This window comes from Chelatococcus sp. HY11, from assembly GCF_018398335.1.
Classification (GTDB): Bacteria; Pseudomonadota; Alphaproteobacteria; order Rhizobiales; family Beijerinckiaceae; genus Chelatococcus.
The window spans coordinates 603,330-619,013 of sequence record NZ_JAHBRX010000002.1; the positions used below are offsets into that span (position 1 = coordinate 603,330).

Annotated in this window: 16 protein-coding genes; 8 read left to right on the top strand and 8 right to left on the bottom strand. The window is 61.9% G+C overall.

Annotated features, from left to right (window positions below):
* Positions 1-146: 146 nt before the first annotated feature.
* Entirely contained in the window at positions 147-908 is a 762-nt protein-coding gene (locus tag KIO74_RS23770; protein ID WP_213337395.1) for an HpcH/HpaI aldolase family protein, read from the bottom strand.
* Between the two features lie 180 nt (positions 909-1,088).
* Positions 1,089-2,342, bottom strand: a complete 1,254-nt coding sequence (locus tag KIO74_RS23775; RefSeq protein WP_213337397.1) for an ABC transporter substrate-binding protein — start codon at positions 2,340-2,342, stop codon at positions 1,089-1,091.
* Positions 2,343-2,519: 177 nt separating this feature from the next.
* Between KIO74_RS23775 and KIO74_RS23780 the strand changes: the two genes are divergently transcribed.
* From KIO74_RS23780 to KIO74_RS23800, 5 genes are read left to right on the top strand one after another with little or no spacing between them, the layout of a single operon-like run.
* The gene (locus KIO74_RS23780) at positions 2,520-3,419 is read left to right on the top strand and encodes a carbohydrate ABC transporter permease (protein WP_249731456.1); all 900 of its coding nucleotides are present in this window, start codon (positions 2,520-2,522) and stop codon (positions 3,417-3,419) included.
* Positions 3,409-4,239 carry a carbohydrate ABC transporter permease gene (locus KIO74_RS23785; RefSeq protein WP_213337399.1) on the top strand — a complete coding sequence of 277 codons (831 nt, stop codon included), beginning with the start codon at positions 3,409-3,411 and terminating at the stop codon, positions 4,237-4,239. The genes KIO74_RS23780 and KIO74_RS23785 overlap by 11 nt, the downstream gene beginning before the upstream one ends.
* Positions 4,240-4,265: 26 nt before the next feature.
* Positions 4,266-5,120, top strand: a complete 855-nt coding sequence (locus KIO74_RS23790; protein ID WP_213337402.1) for a DUF6772 family protein — start codon at positions 4,266-4,268, stop codon at positions 5,118-5,120.
* Positions 5,120-5,446, top strand: a complete 327-nt coding sequence (locus KIO74_RS23795) for a hypothetical protein (RefSeq protein ID WP_213337404.1) — start codon at positions 5,120-5,122, stop codon at positions 5,444-5,446. The genes KIO74_RS23790 and KIO74_RS23795 overlap by 1 nt, the downstream gene beginning before the upstream one ends.
* Positions 5,447-5,456: 10 nt before the next feature.
* Positions 5,457-6,878 (top strand): aldehyde dehydrogenase family protein, encoded by a 1,422-nt coding sequence (locus KIO74_RS23800; protein WP_213337406.1) that lies wholly within the window; start codon positions 5,457-5,459, stop codon positions 6,876-6,878.
* Positions 6,879-6,988: 110 nt separating this feature from the next.
* Here the strand turns inward: KIO74_RS23800 and KIO74_RS23805 are convergent, their stop codons facing one another.
* From KIO74_RS23805 to KIO74_RS23830, 6 genes are all read right to left on the bottom strand, one after another.
* Positions 6,989-7,780, bottom strand: coding sequence for a FadR/GntR family transcriptional regulator (locus KIO74_RS23805; protein ID WP_213337408.1), 792 nt, complete (start codon positions 7,778-7,780; stop codon positions 6,989-6,991).
* A 377-nt stretch (positions 7,781-8,157) separates the two neighbouring features.
* Positions 8,158-8,454: a hypothetical protein gene (locus KIO74_RS23810; RefSeq protein ID WP_213337409.1), complete on the bottom strand. Its 297-nt coding sequence runs from the start codon at positions 8,452-8,454 to the stop codon at positions 8,158-8,160.
* 281 nt (positions 8,455-8,735) lie between these two features.
* Positions 8,736-10,097: an amidase gene (locus tag KIO74_RS23815; protein ID WP_213337410.1), complete on the bottom strand. Its 1,362-nt coding sequence runs from the start codon at positions 10,095-10,097 to the stop codon at positions 8,736-8,738.
* A gap of 14 nt (positions 10,098-10,111) precedes the next feature.
* A complete protein-coding gene (locus KIO74_RS23820) occupies positions 10,112-10,492 on the bottom strand; it encodes a cupin domain-containing protein (protein ID WP_213337412.1) in 381 nt (126 codons plus the stop codon).
* Positions 10,493-10,537: 45 nt separating this feature from the next.
* A complete protein-coding gene (locus KIO74_RS23825) occupies positions 10,538-11,224 on the bottom strand; it encodes a GntR family transcriptional regulator (RefSeq protein WP_213337414.1) in 687 nt (228 codons plus the stop codon).
* Positions 11,221-12,423 (bottom strand): FAD-dependent oxidoreductase, encoded by a 1,203-nt coding sequence (locus tag KIO74_RS23830; RefSeq protein ID WP_213337416.1) that lies wholly within the window; start codon positions 12,421-12,423, stop codon positions 11,221-11,223. Before KIO74_RS23830 ends, KIO74_RS23825 begins: the two co-directional genes overlap by 4 nt.
* A gap of 262 nt (positions 12,424-12,685) precedes the next feature.
* On the opposite strand from KIO74_RS23830, the gene KIO74_RS23835 reads away from it, so the two are divergent.
* Genes KIO74_RS23835 through KIO74_RS23845 form a run of 3 tightly spaced genes read left to right on the top strand, consistent with a single transcriptional unit; the run spans position 12,686 to position 15,605 of the window.
* The gene (locus KIO74_RS23835) at positions 12,686-13,384 is read left to right on the top strand and encodes a DUF2848 domain-containing protein (protein ID WP_213337419.1); all 699 of its coding nucleotides are present in this window, start codon (positions 12,686-12,688) and stop codon (positions 13,382-13,384) included.
* A 30-nt stretch (positions 13,385-13,414) separates the two neighbouring features.
* Positions 13,415-14,230: an alpha/beta fold hydrolase gene (locus KIO74_RS23840; RefSeq protein ID WP_213337421.1), complete on the top strand. Its 816-nt coding sequence runs from the start codon at positions 13,415-13,417 to the stop codon at positions 14,228-14,230.
* A 37-nt stretch (positions 14,231-14,267) separates the two neighbouring features.
* The gene (locus KIO74_RS23845; RefSeq protein WP_213337422.1) at positions 14,268-15,605 is read left to right on the top strand and encodes an LLM class flavin-dependent oxidoreductase; all 1,338 of its coding nucleotides are present in this window, start codon (positions 14,268-14,270) and stop codon (positions 15,603-15,605) included.
* Positions 15,606-15,684 lie beyond the last annotated feature (79 nt).

The following is a 15,684-nucleotide window of genomic DNA, read 5'->3' on the forward strand; positions in this document are numbered from 1 at the left end:
ACGCTCGGTTCAGCCAGGCAGCGAGCGCGCGCCGCGCTTCCGAGGCGAGGTCATGCGCTCGGCGATCATGAGCGCATGGCGCTAGAGAGAGCCAGCGCGCATATTTCCGAACAAGTTCTGGACGTCGTGGCGGATCAAAACCCCGGTTACTGTTCGGTCCTGACAGCAGCCAGGGCGGAATTGGCTGCGTCCGCCAGCAGGCCCGTGTCGCCATTCACCGTAACCATGCGGAAGCCCATGCGCAGGGCCTCCCTCGCAAAGGCCGGCGAGGCGCAGTGAAGGGCAGCGATGATGCCGTTGCGCGCCGCGGCGGCGACAACCGCCGCATAGGCCGCCATGAGTTCAGGAGTCGGATTGTCGATCCGAGGTTCAAGCCCCATCGAAAAAGCAAGATCAGTCGGGCCGACATAGAGACCGGTGATGCCCGGCACCGCGGCAATCGCTTCCACATTGGCGAGAGCCGTCGCTGTCTCAATCATCGGCAGCAGGATGACGCGCTCGTTGGCAACCTTGGCATAGGTGCCCGGCTCGTAATAGAGCACGGCGCGCGTCGCGCCGCGGCTGCGCCGGCCGACTGGCGGATAGAGGCTGTCAGCCACGAAGCGGGCGACGTCATCGGCCGTATCGACCATCGGACAGATGAGGCCGGCGGCGCCGGCATCGAGAAGCTTGCCTGTCAGTGGCGATCCCAGTTCAGGGATGCGCGCCAGCGGAACAGCGCCGGCGGCGCCCACGGCCTGGAAACTGGCCAGCGCATCCGGGAACTCGAGCATGCCGTGCTGCAGGTCAACCGTCAGGCTGTCGAAACCGGCTCGCGCCATGATCTCCGTGCTGAAGGCGCATGGCAGGCTGATGAACGCATTGATGACGGAGCCGCCCGCGTTCCAGATCGCACGCAAGTCTTTCATATCCCGTGTCCCGCTTTCATGTCACATAGACCGGCTTGATTGGCCGCCGCCGGCCATATCCAAAATTTGATCATCGGGCCGAAAGCCGTTACCGGCTTTCAGCAATATCCAATGCGCGAATGAAAAGACAAAATCGCGATCTCTTCTAATCGGCATTTATCCCTCATCGGGAAATCTGCATTATTTCCTCGCCGCCGCGATGCCGTCCAGCGTATCGCGCGCCGCTTGCGCCGCGGTTTTGCGCCCTAGCGCCGCGGCCTGCATATTCTCAAGGTAGAGATCTTGTGCCTTGCCGATGCCGTCAAACGGGGAGATCACGAACTTCGCCCCGAGAACCGCCTGCTTCTCGGCATCGGCATAAGGGACGGCTTCCTTCACGCGTGGATCATCATAAGCATTTGTACGGACAGGCCCATTCCCGTTGAGCGTCATCCGCACCACCGTCTCCGGCTCCACGAGCTGACGCAGCAGGGCGCAGGCGCGCTCCTTGTTCTTGCTCCCTAGAGGAATGGCGGCGGACCACACCGTCGTCCGGGCCACGAAGGGTGGCTTCTGTCCCTCGACCGCTGGAAAGGCGGCCACCTTGATCTGGCCGGCGTAGTCCGTCTTGGACTTGTCGTTATAGGTCAGGTAACGGTTGAAGGGCTGTACGGACATCGCGATGCGTCCCTGCCAGATACCTTGTGTAATCTGGTCAATGCCCATGGCCGTAAAATTCGACGGCAACGCGCCGGCGGTATAGAGATCCGCCAAAGCCTGAAACGCGCGTGTCAATGCCTCCGCGTCGGCCGTCACCTGGCCCTTGGCATCGGTCAGGGTCGCGCCATACGCCATCAGCACATTGAAGGTGCCGCCGGCATTGGTGCCATCGATGGACAGGCCATAACGGCCGGCGCCACGCTCGCTCAAGGCCTTGGCGGTCTTCACGAGGTCCTCGAAGCTGGCTGGCGCCTGCTGAATTCCCTTCTCGGCGAGCAATGCCGCATTGTAATGCAAGGCTGTAGTCGCATGGCGAATGGGCAGAGCTTTAAGTTTGCCGTCCTGGGTAACCTGATCGAGGAAGGTTTGCGGGATGTCGCTGAGATCAAGACCTTTCAGGCACGTATCCAGGGGCTCAAATTTGCTCAAGGCCGCCTGCGTCGCATAGGAATCGAGGATGAGGCCGACATCGATCGCCGTCGATGACAGGTTGGCCTCGCGCATCAGCCTATCATGCAGCGGTCCGATGTCCGCCGTGACCCAGTTGATCTTCACCCCGTTCTTCGCGCGCCAGTCGGCAAGCGCATCGCCGCCCGTGCCGGTGGTGCCCATGACGGAGGCCTGAATGCTCGGATGGGCGAGCACCGTCAGTTCCTGCGCGCACACACCAGCTGCGCCCGATGCCAGGACCGCGCCCGCAGCGATCAGCGCTTTCACACCCTTGAAAGTGGACATCATTGCTCCTCCCCATTTGGCCGGCCTGCGCCAGCGTCTCAATCCACAAAACAGCAACTTATGATATAAATCAAGAATTGACAGCAGACAGGCTTTCGATAAATTCCCGAGCAAATGCCTTGATTTTTCCGCGATGATCGCGCCAGAGAGCATCATCTTATATCATAGGTAACGAGAATGAATGATGTGGGGAGCGTAGACCGTTATGGTCGTAGCGCCCGTTTCGCGGGCGCGCTCATGCTGGCGCCTATGCAGTTGCAGCTTATCGTCGTGCTCGCGATTCCCTCGCTCTATGTGCTGTGGCTGAGCTTCACCCAGTCGAGCTATGGAGCGGATTACAGCTTCGTCGGATGGGCGAACTACGCCGCCATCCTGGCCGACCCGATCTTCTGGCGATCCCTGATCAACACGCTGATCGTGGTCAATATCGTCGTTTATGTCGAAGTCGGCCTCAGCGTGGGCGTGGCCCTGCTGTTCCAAGGCGTTCGCAGTGGCCGCGCCGTCCTCATGGCGGCGATCCTCGCCCCCTATGCCATCAGCGAAGTCGTCGCGGTGCTGGCTTGGCGCTTTCTACTTGAGCCCGATATCGGAATGCTCACGGCGTTGCTCTCGCATTTCGGCTATGTGCTGAACTGGGCCACCAATCCGAACGAAGCGCTCATTCTTGTGGCGCTGATCGGGGTCTGGTTGCATCTGCCATTCAGCTTTCTCCTGATCTATGCCGCGCTCATCGCCATTCCCGGCGAGTTGCATGAAGCGGCCCACATCGATGGCGCGCGTCCGTGGCAGGGGTTTCGCTACGTCACGCTTCCGCTCTTGATGCCCGCCATCATGATCGCCATCATCTTCCGCTATATCTTCGGCTTCCGCATCTTCACCGAAGTATGGCTGCTGACACAGGGAGGCCCGGCCCGCTCCACTGAGGTGATGGCCGTCTACCTCTACAAAAACGCCTTCCGCTACAACGAGTTCGGCATGGCTGCCGCCACGGGATGGCTCATGGTGCTGGGAGCGCTTCTGATGGCTTCCTTCTATGTCTATCACATCTACCGCTCGGGATTCCGCAATGAAGCCTAAACTGCACACGGGCATGCTGCGCAGGTTGGGTGTGACGTTGCTATGCATCTGGTCGCTGGGCCCGATCGTCATGATCATCCTGAGTTCGTTCCGGCCGGAGCGAGACATCTTCTCCCCGGCGCGCCGCTTCGTCCTTGAATTCACGACCAGCAATTACACGCAGCTCTTCGTTTCATTTCCGCAATTCGTCGGAAACATGGGCAATAGCCTCATCGTCGCGATCGGCGCGACAGCGCTTGCGGTGATCACCAGTACGCTGGCTGGCTTTGTTTATTCGCGACAGCGCGGAAAGATCCTGGCTGCGAGCGCCTTTTTCGCCATCCTGATCAGGTTGGTGCCTCCGGTGGTCGTCTCGCTCCCGCTGTTTCCCATCGCCGACGCCCTGCACCTGAGCGATACTCACATCCTCCTGATCATACTCTATTCGACATTCTGGGTTTCCATGCTGTCGGTGATGATGAAAACCTTCATCGACCAGATCCCGACAACGCTCGACGAAGCGGCGCGGGTCGACGGTGCCGGCACCTTCCAGATCTTCCTCAAGATTGTCTTGCCGCTTTCGATAACGGGCATGATCGCAGGCGGTATCTTCGTCTTCGTCTTTGCCTGGAACGAGTATCTATTCGCCTTCATCTTCACCAGCACTTATGCGGTGACGGGTCCGGTGGTCGTTTCCAACATCATGGACTCGGTGGCCGGCACGCAGTGGGGGGTGCTTTTCGCCGCGGCGACGCTGCAGCTCGCACCCGTGCTGGCGCTCGTCATCATCTTCCAGAAATACCTGATCGCCGGCCTCATGGCCGGCTCCGTCAAGGGCTAGTGCCATTTCTTCAGGGGAGCCTTCCAATGCAGCCTCACATCGACAGATATACGGACCATCGACTGGATCGCTTTGATCCCTTGCCACGAATACTCGTCCATGACGATTTCAACCATGGCCTCAATGGCTGGATCGGTTTGATCGGCAATTACGAGGATTCGCTCGACAAGATGTTGCCGGTCTTCAAGCCCATGACCCAGCCCATGCTATCGACAGCTGTTGGGTGGGACAGCGGCTCACATGGTGGCCTTTCAGGCGCCTTTTCGATGAAAGTCGCGACACGCCCGATCAAGGGCACCATGAATCTCGCGCTCAAGCGCTTGAGCTTCCGTCACCTCGGCGAGATCCAGCTCGAGGCTTATCTCGCGGTGAAGCCGGAGGCTTCTGACGCAACCCTGTCGATCGAGGACGTGCGCTCCTTTGGCATGTTCATGGACCTGCAATCGAACCGCTATCGCGGGCTGCCGCATGTGCGCTTCCTGAATTGCCTCGACGGCACCTTGCGCCAGACATGGCAGTTCAAGCAGAAGGTCCCGCCCGACACGATCGTGTCATCCTCTTCGCGCACGCGCTCGCTGCAGCATCTCTATCCCGAAGGCTGGGAGGACGTGCCCGACGGGTATCAGGAAATCTGCTACAATGAGCTTCCGACGAAGATGAACTGGCAGTATTTCAAAGCTGGAATCGATCTGGCCGAGATGCGTTTTACGTCTCTACAGTTCAACGATCGGAAATTTGATCCCGCCGGACTTGGTGTCATGCGGCTCGATCCCTGGGCCAATCTCGAGTGCATGCTCAATATTGGCTTCTTCGTTGAGACCGACACGGACAAGCGTGCCTTTCTTTATGTCGATTCCGTGCTGCTTTCGGGAGATTTCTGATGCTGAATGCCACTGTCGCGACGCTGACCCGAGGCGAGCCCTTCAGCAGCGGAGACGTGACCGAACCCTATGAGGCCGGCTGGGCCAGCGAGGCGGTGTTCTTCGCCCGCGGCCTTGACGCTGGCGAGACCGGAGGCTCCGCCTTCGTCCAGATCTCGCCGGACGGTATCCGCTGGTGCGACGAGGGAACGGAACTGGCGCTTGGCGCCGGTAACCGGCTGACTTTCGCCCGGATACGCGAATTCGGCCACTTCCTGCGGCTGCGCATCGAGCTGCCGGAGGGGCTCTCACGCTCCTTCCTCGTCACCATCGCCCTCAAAAGCTAGGGAGGCAACGATGGAAAGAGCCCGGTTTCATTATATCAACGGCCAATGGTGCGAGCCGACCGGCGCCGAATGGATCGACGTGCGCAATCCGGCCAGCGAAAGCGTGGTCGCGCGCGTGCCGGCAGGCACGGCCGCCGACGTGGACCGGGCGGTCGCTGCCGCCCGGGGCGCCTTCGCCGGTTTCTCCACGACGAGCGTGGCTGATCGGCTGGCAATGCTCCGGCGCATCATCGAAGTCTATCGCACCCGCCAGGACGAGATTGCCGCCGTGCTGTCGGAGGAGATGGGCACGCCGATCACGCTCGCCAGATCGCTTCAGGCGCCGCGTGGCGGCGATCATTTCGCCGCCACTGCCGATGCGCTCGAGGCTTTCGCGTTCGAGGAGCGTATCGCCAACGGGCTGGTCATCCACGAGGCCATCGGGGTGGCGGCCCTCATCACACCATGGAACTGGCCGCTCAATCAGATTGCCGCCAAGCTCGCGCCCGCCCTCGCCGCGGGATGCACCGTCGTCTTCAAGCCGAGCGAGATAGCCCCACTCAACGCGGTCATTCTCGCCGAGGTTCTGCATGAGGCCGGCGTTCCCGCCGGCGTGTTCAACCTCGTGCACGGCGATGGCCCGGGCGTGGGCCGTACGATGGCGCAGCATCCCGACATCGACATGATCTCCTTTACGGGATCGACGCGCGCGGGCGTTTCAGTCGCCATTGACGCTGCTCCCTCCGTCAAGCGCGTCGCGCAGGAACTGGGCGGCAAATCCGCCAACATCCTCATGGCCGACGCCGATTTCGAGGCCGTGGTGCCCCGTGGTTTTACCAGCATGTGCACCAACGCCGGGCAGTCCTGCAATGCGCCGTCGCGTATGCTCGTTCCAGTCGACCGTTATGAAGACGTCGTCGCCCTGATTCGCCGGACGGCTGCGGAAATCCCGATTGGACAGCCTGCCGATCCGGCAACGGTCCTCGGCCCGGTCGCCAATGCGAATCAATTCACGCGGGTGCAAGGTTTCATCGAACAGGCCATGGCGGAAGGCGCCGAACTCATCTGCGGCGGGCCGGGACGGCCACCGGGATTCAATGCGGGCTACTTCGTCCGGCCGACAGCTTTTGGACGGGTCACGGCGGCGATGACCATCGCAAAGGAGGAAGTATTCGGCCCGGTCCTCAGCGTCCAGACCTACAAGACAATCGACGAGGCGATCGCGATCGCCAATGATTCCCCTTACGGCCTGGCGGCCTATGTGCAGGGTCGCGACCAGGAGGCGGTTAGGGCTGTGGCGCGCCGCCTCAGGGTCGGTATGGTATCGGCCAATTACCCGAGACAGAACCTGCAGGCTCCCTTCGGTGGCTACAAGCAGTCCGGCAACGGCCGCGAATACGGGAAGTTCGGTCTGGCGGAATTCCTTGAAACCAAGGTCATCCTCATGGACTGAACCTCTGGACTGAACCTATGGGCTGAGTGCACACAATGAACGCTTGAGCGGCGTATCATGGGATCAGCAATCAAAAGAGCCCCGAATTCGGGGCTCGGCATGCTGATGGTTCAGTCGTTCTTGGCGAGTTCCTCCCCGCCGCGCTCCAGCATCTCGATGATCCGCTCTGGCTCCAATGCCGGCTTCCCATTGGGTCGCATCGCCAGGGTTTTCGCCTCGCTCGCATCGAAGTGGTCGGACATCGCCTGGCGTGCGGCCGCCGGATCTCCCGACCCAATGGCTTCAACGATAGCGGCGTGACGCGCGATCGTGGCTGAGCGGTCAGGCGTCACACCCTTCGCGTGCAGCATCCGTATGGTCTCCCGAATGGTGCCCTTGAGGGCATGCATCAGGAACATCAGCAGCCGGTTGTCACTCGCGTCGACCAGCGCCATGTGGAAGGCTATATCGGCCTCGACGAACGCCTCGGGGTTAGCCCGCGCCTTCTCCATCGTCTTCAGAGCCTGTCGCAGCTGCACCAGCTCGGACATCTTGATGTGCTGGGCAGCCCGCTCGGCAATGTACGTCTCCAGACCGCGGCGCAACTGGACGGCTTCCACGAGCCCGTTGTCGGTCTCCATAAGCGCAAAGGAGAAGAAATACTCGAGTGGCCGAGGCGAGAGGCGCTTCACCAGGCAGGCCCGTCCCTGGCGGATCTCGACCACGCCCAAAGCCGCGAGTTGCTGGAGTGCAGCCCGAATCACCACCTTGCTGACGTCGAACTGCGCCGCGAGCTCCCCCTCGGAAGGCAGCGAATGGCCGGGCGGATAGTCTCCCCGCAGCAACGCGCGACAAAGCGAGTTATAAACATATTCCGTCAGGCTCGATCGCGGACGATCATCACTCCCCAGGCTTGGCGACATAGCTCCCCAACCTAAACCTATAGCATATGTTATATGTTAAGGGATCTCGACCGGGTTTGCAATATTGCGCTCCACGCGCGGTGTCCACGCGTGGACGCTCTTCGCGACGCGGCAATCTGCCCACGCGAATGGGCTTAGGCCAACGCCGGGACGGCGTACAGGCCAGCGCCTTCGCGGCCATCTGAACATGCCGCGACGGCCAGCCGAATCCTGTGACGCTTTGTAAAAGCCGGGGTTAGGCAGGCATGCAGCGAAAGACGAGGGATTTTTACAGATTCATCGAACAGGATGCCGCCCTAAGGCGACCGGCCGCACGCGCGTCCCGCGAGGATAAGGGTCTCAGGAGGTGGCCTTGATAAAACGCTGACAGTCACCCGTCAGGGGCAAACATAACCCGAAGCATTAGGAGCGCAGCGTACACCATTCGGCAGCACAAGCTCACCGTTCAATTCACGGCGAACATACGCACCATTGGGAAGTGCGAAGCCTCCACTGACGTCCGGGGTCACCATGGTGCCGTCCGGCAGGGCGAGCATATTACCGTTACGCGTTATCTGCTTGGCAGATGGCACGCCCGTAACGGAAGCCTGCCTATTCGGCGTGCATGCCGAAAGTACCAACGCGCAAACAATCGCGGCCGTCAAACGCATGCCCATAGCAATGGGTGTCTCCATGAACGTCGTTTCCGAATAGCAAAATAACCTCCTCACTACAACCGTGAGGGGAAAGTTCTTTGCTCGCTCAAGGCGACGGTTGAAATGGAAGTATTGTTAAGAACGCCTGTCCAGCCCAGTCGAAGTTGATTTTGAGCGCTTCGGCATCAGATAACGACGAGATCGTCATTGGCGGCAATGCACGACACAACGGAGAGACTGGACCGGCCCAATGTGATTCCGAAAAAAATCGGGCTGGTCTCAAGTTGTCGGCTTCCCCTGGCAGAACATGGGTGCCCTGGTCAGGCAAGCGCCTGGGAAACTACGGCCTCGGCAGCGGCGGCTATCGCCAGGATCCGTCGATCAAGGCCCGTGGCACCGGCAATCGTCAGGCCGACGGGCGCATCGGTGCCACCATCGCGGACAGGCACCGAAATCGCGCAGCCGTCGATCATATTGATCAGCGTCGCGTTGCGCAGACTGAGAAGATTGGCGCGCGCGAAGGCTTCGTCATCGGCCAGATCGGCTATGCGCGGCGGGACCATCGCGACGCTCGGCATCAGCACGGCGTCGACCGTCGCGAGACGCCGTGCCGCGCGTTCGATCAGTGACCGGCGCGATGCGATCAGCTGGATGTAGTCTGCTGCTGTCTGGCCCGCGCCACGACGGATACGAACCGCAACACGTGGATCATAGCCGGCCTCGCTCTTTTCCAGGAGCGACGCATGCCAGGCATAGCTATCGGCGGCGGTGAAGCCTCCCTTGGCGTTGATCGTCGCAACATCGTCGAATTCCGGGAATGGTGCTTCCTCGATCCGCGCTCCGGCCGCCGACAACCGACGCAAGGCGGACGCGAAAGCCGTCGCCACCTCGACATCAAGATCCTCGAGCGCGACCGTTGTCGGCACAAGAAAGCGCAACCCTTTCAGTGACACGGGATCCAGTGCCGCGAATGGCTCGCCGGCCATCACCGAATCGAGCGCGGCACAGCAAGCCACCGTGCGTGCGATGGAGCCAATGGAATCAAGGGCTGCTGTCAAAGGCAGCGCGCCCTCGAGCGGCACGCGGCGCGCCGTCGGCTTGAATCCGGCGAGGCCGTTGAAAGCAGCCGGAATGCGGCAGGAACCACCGGTATCCGTGCCGATCGCGCCATGGGCCATGCCGTCCGCGACAGAAACGGCAGCGCCGGAGGACGATCCGCCGGGAATACGCTCCTCCGCGCGCCGCCACACCGATCGCGGCGTGCCATAATGCGGGTTGAGACCGAGGCCGGAATAGGCGAACTCAGTCATGTTCGTGCGACCGATCACGACGAAGCCGGCCCGACGTAACCGCGCGATGGCCGGCGCGTCACGGGTCGCGGGTGGCGCATCCGCGAGCACGCGCGACCCGGCCGTCGTGACCTCGCCCGTCATGTCGAAGAGATCCTTCACCGAGATCGGAATGCCGGCGAAGGGCGATGGCGCCGCGCCGGCGCCGCGCAGCAGATCCATCGCCCGCGCCACGGCGCGCGCTTTATCCGGTGCGACGGCGATGAACGCCCGCGCGCCCTCCCCGGCCGGATCGGCGATCCGCGCCAGACAATCCTCGACAAGTGTCTCGCTGGTCGTACGGCCCGCGGCGAGATCGGTACTCAACTGCATGAGGGAAGGTGCGGTATTCATCGCTCAGTCCTGTCTCAGACCGGATCGAAGTAGTGGATTTCCAGCAGCATGCAGCCGCTTTCCGACTTGAAGGGGCCATGGAAGGCTCCCGGCGGACGCACGGCATAGGTGTGTGGCGGAAATTGCTCGCCGCCTTTGCCTTCGGCATCATTGCCGACGGTGAGGTCGCCCGTCATGAGATAGACCTCTTCCCAATAGTCGTGCACGAAAGGGGCCGTTGTGAACACACCGGGATCGAAGCGCAGGAGACGTGTGCGCGTGCCCCGCTTGCCCGCCTCGTCCAGAGCCCCTGAGAGGATCTTCTGCTGGATGCCGGAGGGATAGCCGGGTGGCACCTCCCATCCCGTCGACAGATCCACCGTCCTGAATTCATCGTGCAACTTGTTCACGGCCATGGCCAACAATCTCCAGAAGGATGGGTGATGCGCGCGCGTCCTGGCTCAGATGAGCCGCGACACGCTCGAATGAAAGGAAGCCACATGCGCGCGCACAGCCGTCTCCGCGCGGTCGGGATCGCGCGCGCGTAACGCTGCGACGATGTCGGCATGTTCGCGCTGCACGGCCTCCCGTTGGGTCTGGGCGGTCAGCGAGAGGAACCAGAAGCGCAGGCATCGCTCGTGCAGCTTGCCGAGGAGGTCCTGCAGCACCTCATTACGGCTTGCGGCCGCGAGCGTGGCGTGAAAATCCCGATCCAGCAGCAGGAGTTGCTCGGTGTCGCGCTCGGCCGTCGCGCGCTCTCCCTCCTCCAGGATCTTCGTGAGATGGTCTATCTCGCCGTTGTTGGCGTGCTCGGCCGCAAGCCTCGCGCACAGAGCCTCATTGGCCGTGCGCACTGGCACGAGCTGCATCATCTCCCCGAGGCTGACATGGCGCACGACCATGCCCTTGCGAGGCATGATGTCGACGAGCCCCTCCACGCTCAGGCGATCGAAAGCCTGATGGACCGGCGTGCGCCCGAGGCCGGTAGCTTGCGCCACCTGGGCCTCATTGATCAGCTCGCCGGGCCGGTAGGCGCAGGTCAGGATGCGCCATTTGATCAGCTCATAGGCTTTGTCACGCAGCGACTGCGGGCGTTTGCGGGCGTGCGCCGTAGAGGTCACGGCGTTTTGCACGTCTGTTGAGCTCATCCCAATTCCTCGGCCCGCCGCAGACTCGCGATCATCGAAATACGCGTCAGAAACTGGCGCGTCTTCTCGGGATCGGCGGCCGTGGCGCGTAATTCATCGCGGAAACGCTGGCGATCCTGTTCGTCGCGCGCTTCGAGATCACGCTTGTTCTTGATCGTCGCTGTTTGCACATACTCCAGCGTAACCAACCGCCGCTGCAGATCATAGCGATTAAGCTCACTCTCGGGTGCACCATTGTTGATGACCTCGACGAGCCGGCCCGTGAGATTGATGGCGTCGTGAATGCCGCCATTCATGCCCATGCCGCCGAGCGGATTGTTCACATGCGCGGCGTCCCCGACGAGGAAGGCGCGCCCCTTCCGGAAGCTCTTCGCCACGCGTTGATGAACACGGTAAAGCGTGATGTGCTGGATGTCGTAAATGGCATCAACCGGAAGCACGCTCGTCATCGCAATCCGCGCGTAGGCTTCGCTGCTGGCAACTTCGTCGGCCACGTCCGCCTCCACAGGCACCATGACGCGCCATGCGCCGGGGATGCGGAGCAGAAAATGCCAGCGTTCGGGATCGGCGACATAGGTGACCGACGCCAGATTCGGAATGAGAGCATCGAAGTCAAAAGCGGTGGTGACGACCAGAAAGCGCTCGGGCCACGTAAAGCCCTCGAAGTCGATGTCGAGGCCGCGCCGCACGACTGAACGAGCGCCATCGGCGCCGATGAGCCAACGCCCCCGTCTCACCTCCGGGCTGCCGCCGCCTATGTCGACGCTCACGCCATCGGCGTCCTGGGACAATGCGGCGACCGGCTTGCCGAACTCGACGGAGAACAACGGGTTCTCCTTCAGCGCCTCGAAGATGATGCGCGTCAGCTTGAACTGCTCCGCCTGCAAGCGGTAGGGATGCCGGGTGAGATCGGCGATGGCGCCGAAATCGAAGGCGCCCAGAATGCCATCCGCCTTCGTCCGATACTGTACCGTTGGCGCAACCAGCCCCTGCGCGATGAGGGCCTCCGCAAAGCCGAGGTCGTCGAGCATGTCGAGTGTCGGCGGGTGAAAGGTCGACGCGCGCGATTGTCGGCTAAGATCGTTGGACGCCTCGAAGACGGTCACTGGAATGTTTTGGCGCACGAGGTTGGCCGCCGCGGTCAGGCCAACCGGCCCCGCCCCCACGATCAGAACCCGATCATCACCCTGCATCGACATCACTTTCCTCGACTACGCGGTCTGTGTTCACGGCTTCAACGCGTGCGCGGCAGGCTCCGGCGGGCCGTGACAACTCCGCACGCAGAACAGACCCCGACCGCCGAGCGGCACCACGCGCGCGTCCCCCAGCCCTTGCACTAAAGCAGACAAATTCCACGCTGAAAAGCGTAGAAATTATTGTGATGTTTCACAAGCATTTTAGTCTTGCCGCCTGCGAAAACATGAGGGATAAAAACTGAAAGCATTTCCGGCGGAGCAAACGATGGGCGTGAACGTACCCCTCGACATCGAGATTCATTCCCAGCGGGGCCGCGCAGCCCTGCGAGTACCTGTGTCGTCATTGATCATCGCCGGCTGGACGGGCCGAGACAAAGCCGCCATGCTTCACCACATCCGCGAGTTGGAGGCGCTTGGCGTCACGCCGCCCGCCTCAACGCCGATCTTCTATCGCATGGCGGCCTCGCGCCTGACGTCAGCCTCACATATCGAGGCTTCCGGGCCTGACTCCAGTGGTGAAGTCGAGTTCATCCTCCTTCGCCACGCCGGCCAACTCTATGTCGGAGTAGGGTCAGACCACACCGATCGCCGCGTTGAAGTCTATTCGATCACGGTCTCCAAGCAGATGTGCGACAAGCCTGTCGGCCGGACCTTCTGGCCCTATGAAGAGGTCGCGTCGCACTGGGACCAGCTGCTGCTGCGCTCCATCATCCGTGAAGACGGAAAAGATGTGATCTACCAGGAAGGTGGCATCGCCAAGATGCTTCATCCGGAGGCGCTTCTTGCCCAGCTCGCGGACAGTGACGGCGCGCTCGCCGATGGCGATGTCCTCTTCGGCGGTACATTGGCGGCGATTGGTGGCATCCGGCCCTCCCCGCGCATGGAAGTTGCGCTGATCGACCCCGTGCTGGATCGCGCCATCGTCCATCGATATGACATCAAGGAACTGCCGATGCGGGGGTGACCTCGCGAACCCGATTTGTGAGTGGCGCTGATGACTGCTGATCTGCTCAAGGTTCAATCTCCGGACGGCATCTCGCTCGCGGTCGAGCGGGTCGGTCAGGGCAAGCCCGTTCTTGCGGTCCATGGTACCACATCGACGCGCGGCCGATGGGCTCCCGTCTTGCCAGCGCTGAGCACCCATTTCGCCCTATACCTGATGGACAGGCGTGGCCGTGGCGCGAGCGGCGATGCGCCGGGCGTTCATAGCATGGCGCTCGAATTCGCGGATGTGGCCGCGGTTGCGGACGCCATCAGCCAGCAGACTGGCAGCGGCATCACTGTCGTCGCCCATTCCTATGGGGCGATATGCGCCCTGGAGGCCGCGCTGCTCACGCCAGCGATAAGCCGGCTCGTTGTCTACGAACCGCCGATTCCGACGGAAGCAGCTCCTGAATCGCACGACGAGGGCCCCGTCGAACGCCTTTCGGCCTTGGTAGCCTCGGGCGACAATTCCGGCGCTCTCCTCTATTTTTATCGGTCAGTGATTGGCATGCCCGAGACGCTGATCGGCCGCATGACAACGCGAGACGACTGGCCCGCGCGCACGGCCGTGGCACCGACCCTGCCGCGTGAAATCATGGCCACGCGCCGCTACCGCTTCGATGCACAACGCTTCGCCCAGCTTACCATTCCTACACTTGTGATGGTCGGTGCCGAGAGCCCGCCGCGTTACCAAAGTTCGACAGCCCTGCTGGCGCAGACGTTGCCCAACAACCAGACAGTGTCGCTCGCAGGCCAGCAGCACAACGCCATCGACGCGGCACCTGATCTGTTCATCCGCGAAACTCTCCGTTTCCTAGCCCCCTGAGGGGCCTGTCGCCCTGCGACAACGAAAGGACAAGCCCATGGCCAAGACAAACCAGATGAAGCTCGGCCTCCTGCTCAACAGCATCGGCTTCCACATCGCGGCCTGGCGCCACCCTGACGCGCGCCCCGACCTCGCTTCGACATTCGCGCCTTACGCTGATATCACGAAGACCGCCGAGCGGGGGCTGTTCGACCTCGTCTTCCTCGCCGACAGCGCCGCCGTTCACCACGCCCATGACTTCGACATCATGACGAAGATGGCCCCCTTCTATCAGATGGAGCCAACGACGCTGCTGTCCTCCCTGGCGGCTGTCACCGACAAGATCGGCCTCGTGGCGAGCATCACAACCACCTATAACGAGCCCTTCCATATCGCCCGCAAGATGGCGACGCTCGACCATCTCAGCGCCGGTCGCGCCGGCTGGAACCTCATAACATCCGCGAACCAGGCCGAAGCCTTCAACTTCAGCCGCGATGCCCATGTCGACCACGCCCAGCGCTACGAGCGCGCGGAAGAGGTCGCCAAGATCGTGCGCGGACTTTGGGACAGCTGGGAGGACGACGCCTTCCTCTACAACAAGGAAACCGGGCAGTTCTTCCGGAGGGAGAAGCTGCATCTGCTCGATCACAAGGGGCCACTGTTCTCGGTTCGCGGCCCGCTCAATGTGAACCGCCCGCCACAGGGCCAGCCCGTCATCGCCCAGGCCGGCTCTTCCGAGCCTGGCAAGGAACTTGCCGCGGAGACCGCCGACATCGTCTTCACGCAGCAGCTGACGCTTGAGAACGGCAAGGAGTTCTACGCCGACCTCAAGGGACGGATGGGCAAGTTCGGCCGCGAGCGCGATGAAATCAAGATCATGCCCGGTGTGGTGCCCTTCGTTGGCCGCACGCAGGAGGAGGCGGACGAAAACTTCCAGAAGATGCAGTCCCTGATTCTCCCGGAAGTCGGTCTCGCCTTGCTGCGCGAACTCCTCGGCGGCGTGGACCTGTCCCAATATCCTCTCGACGGGCCGATGCCCGACCTCACCGAGACCAACGCCGGCAAGGGCCGCTTGAAGAACCTCACCGAGCTTGCCAAGCGGGAGAACATGTCGATCCGCCAGCTCTACCAACACGCGGCGGGATCGCGCGGCCACTGGGTCCTGCGCGGAACACCGGCGCATATCGCCGATGTCCTCGAGCACTGGATCAAGGAAGAGGCGGCCGACGGCTTCGTCGTCATTCCACCCTATCTACCCGGAACCATCGACAGCTTCGTCGACCTCGTGGTCCCGGAATTGCAGCGCCGTGGCATCTACCGTAATGCCTACGAGGGCAATACGCTGCGGGATCATCTCGGCCTCGCACGCCCACGCAATAAGTTTGCGAAGGCTTGATGCGCTACCATGGTTTTGATTTCAGCGTTCTCGCGACGCTCGATATCAAACTGAGATGAACCTCGAAATCAAACACCAG

Excerpts from the sequence above, each read along its gene's own strand:
- KIO74_RS23825 (WP_213337414.1), bottom strand. The coding sequence starts at position 11,224 with ATGAGCTCAACAGACGTGCAAAACGCCGTGACCTCTACGGCGCACGCC.
- KIO74_RS23840 (WP_213337421.1), top strand. The coding sequence starts at position 13,415 with ATGACTGCTGATCTGCTCAAGGTTCAATCTCCGGACGGCATCTCGCTC.
- KIO74_RS23805 (WP_213337408.1), bottom strand. The coding sequence starts at position 7,780 with ATGTCGCCAAGCCTGGGGAGTGATGATCGTCCGCGATCGAGCCTGACG.
- KIO74_RS23835 (WP_213337419.1), top strand. The coding sequence starts at position 12,686 with ATGGGCGTGAACGTACCCCTCGACATCGAGATTCATTCCCAGCGGGGC.
- KIO74_RS23780 (WP_249731456.1), top strand. The coding sequence starts at position 2,520 with ATGAATGATGTGGGGAGCGTAGACCGTTATGGTCGTAGCGCCCGTTTC.
- KIO74_RS23815 (WP_213337410.1), bottom strand. The coding sequence starts at position 10,097 with ATGAATACCGCACCTTCCCTCATGCAGTTGAGTACCGATCTCGCCGCG.
- KIO74_RS23810 (WP_213337409.1), bottom strand. The coding sequence starts at position 8,454 with ATGGAGACACCCATTGCTATGGGCATGCGTTTGACGGCCGCGATTGTT.
- KIO74_RS23795 (WP_213337404.1), top strand. The coding sequence starts at position 5,120 with ATGCTGAATGCCACTGTCGCGACGCTGACCCGAGGCGAGCCCTTCAGC.
- KIO74_RS23770 (WP_213337395.1), bottom strand. The coding sequence starts at position 908 with ATGAAAGACTTGCGTGCGATCTGGAACGCGGGCGGCTCCGTCATCAAT.
- KIO74_RS23785 (WP_213337399.1), top strand. The coding sequence starts at position 3,409 with ATGAAGCCTAAACTGCACACGGGCATGCTGCGCAGGTTGGGTGTGACG.
- KIO74_RS23790 (WP_213337402.1), top strand. The coding sequence starts at position 4,266 with ATGCAGCCTCACATCGACAGATATACGGACCATCGACTGGATCGCTTT.
- KIO74_RS23775 (WP_213337397.1), bottom strand. The coding sequence starts at position 2,342 with ATGTCCACTTTCAAGGGTGTGAAAGCGCTGATCGCTGCGGGCGCGGTC.
- KIO74_RS23845 (WP_213337422.1), top strand. The coding sequence starts at position 14,268 with ATGGCCAAGACAAACCAGATGAAGCTCGGCCTCCTGCTCAACAGCATC.
- KIO74_RS23820 (WP_213337412.1), bottom strand. The coding sequence starts at position 10,492 with ATGGCCGTGAACAAGTTGCACGATGAATTCAGGACGGTGGATCTGTCG.
- KIO74_RS23830 (WP_213337416.1), bottom strand. The coding sequence starts at position 12,423 with ATGTCGATGCAGGGTGATGATCGGGTTCTGATCGTGGGGGCGGGGCCG.
- KIO74_RS23800 (WP_213337406.1), top strand. The coding sequence starts at position 5,457 with ATGGAAAGAGCCCGGTTTCATTATATCAACGGCCAATGGTGCGAGCCG.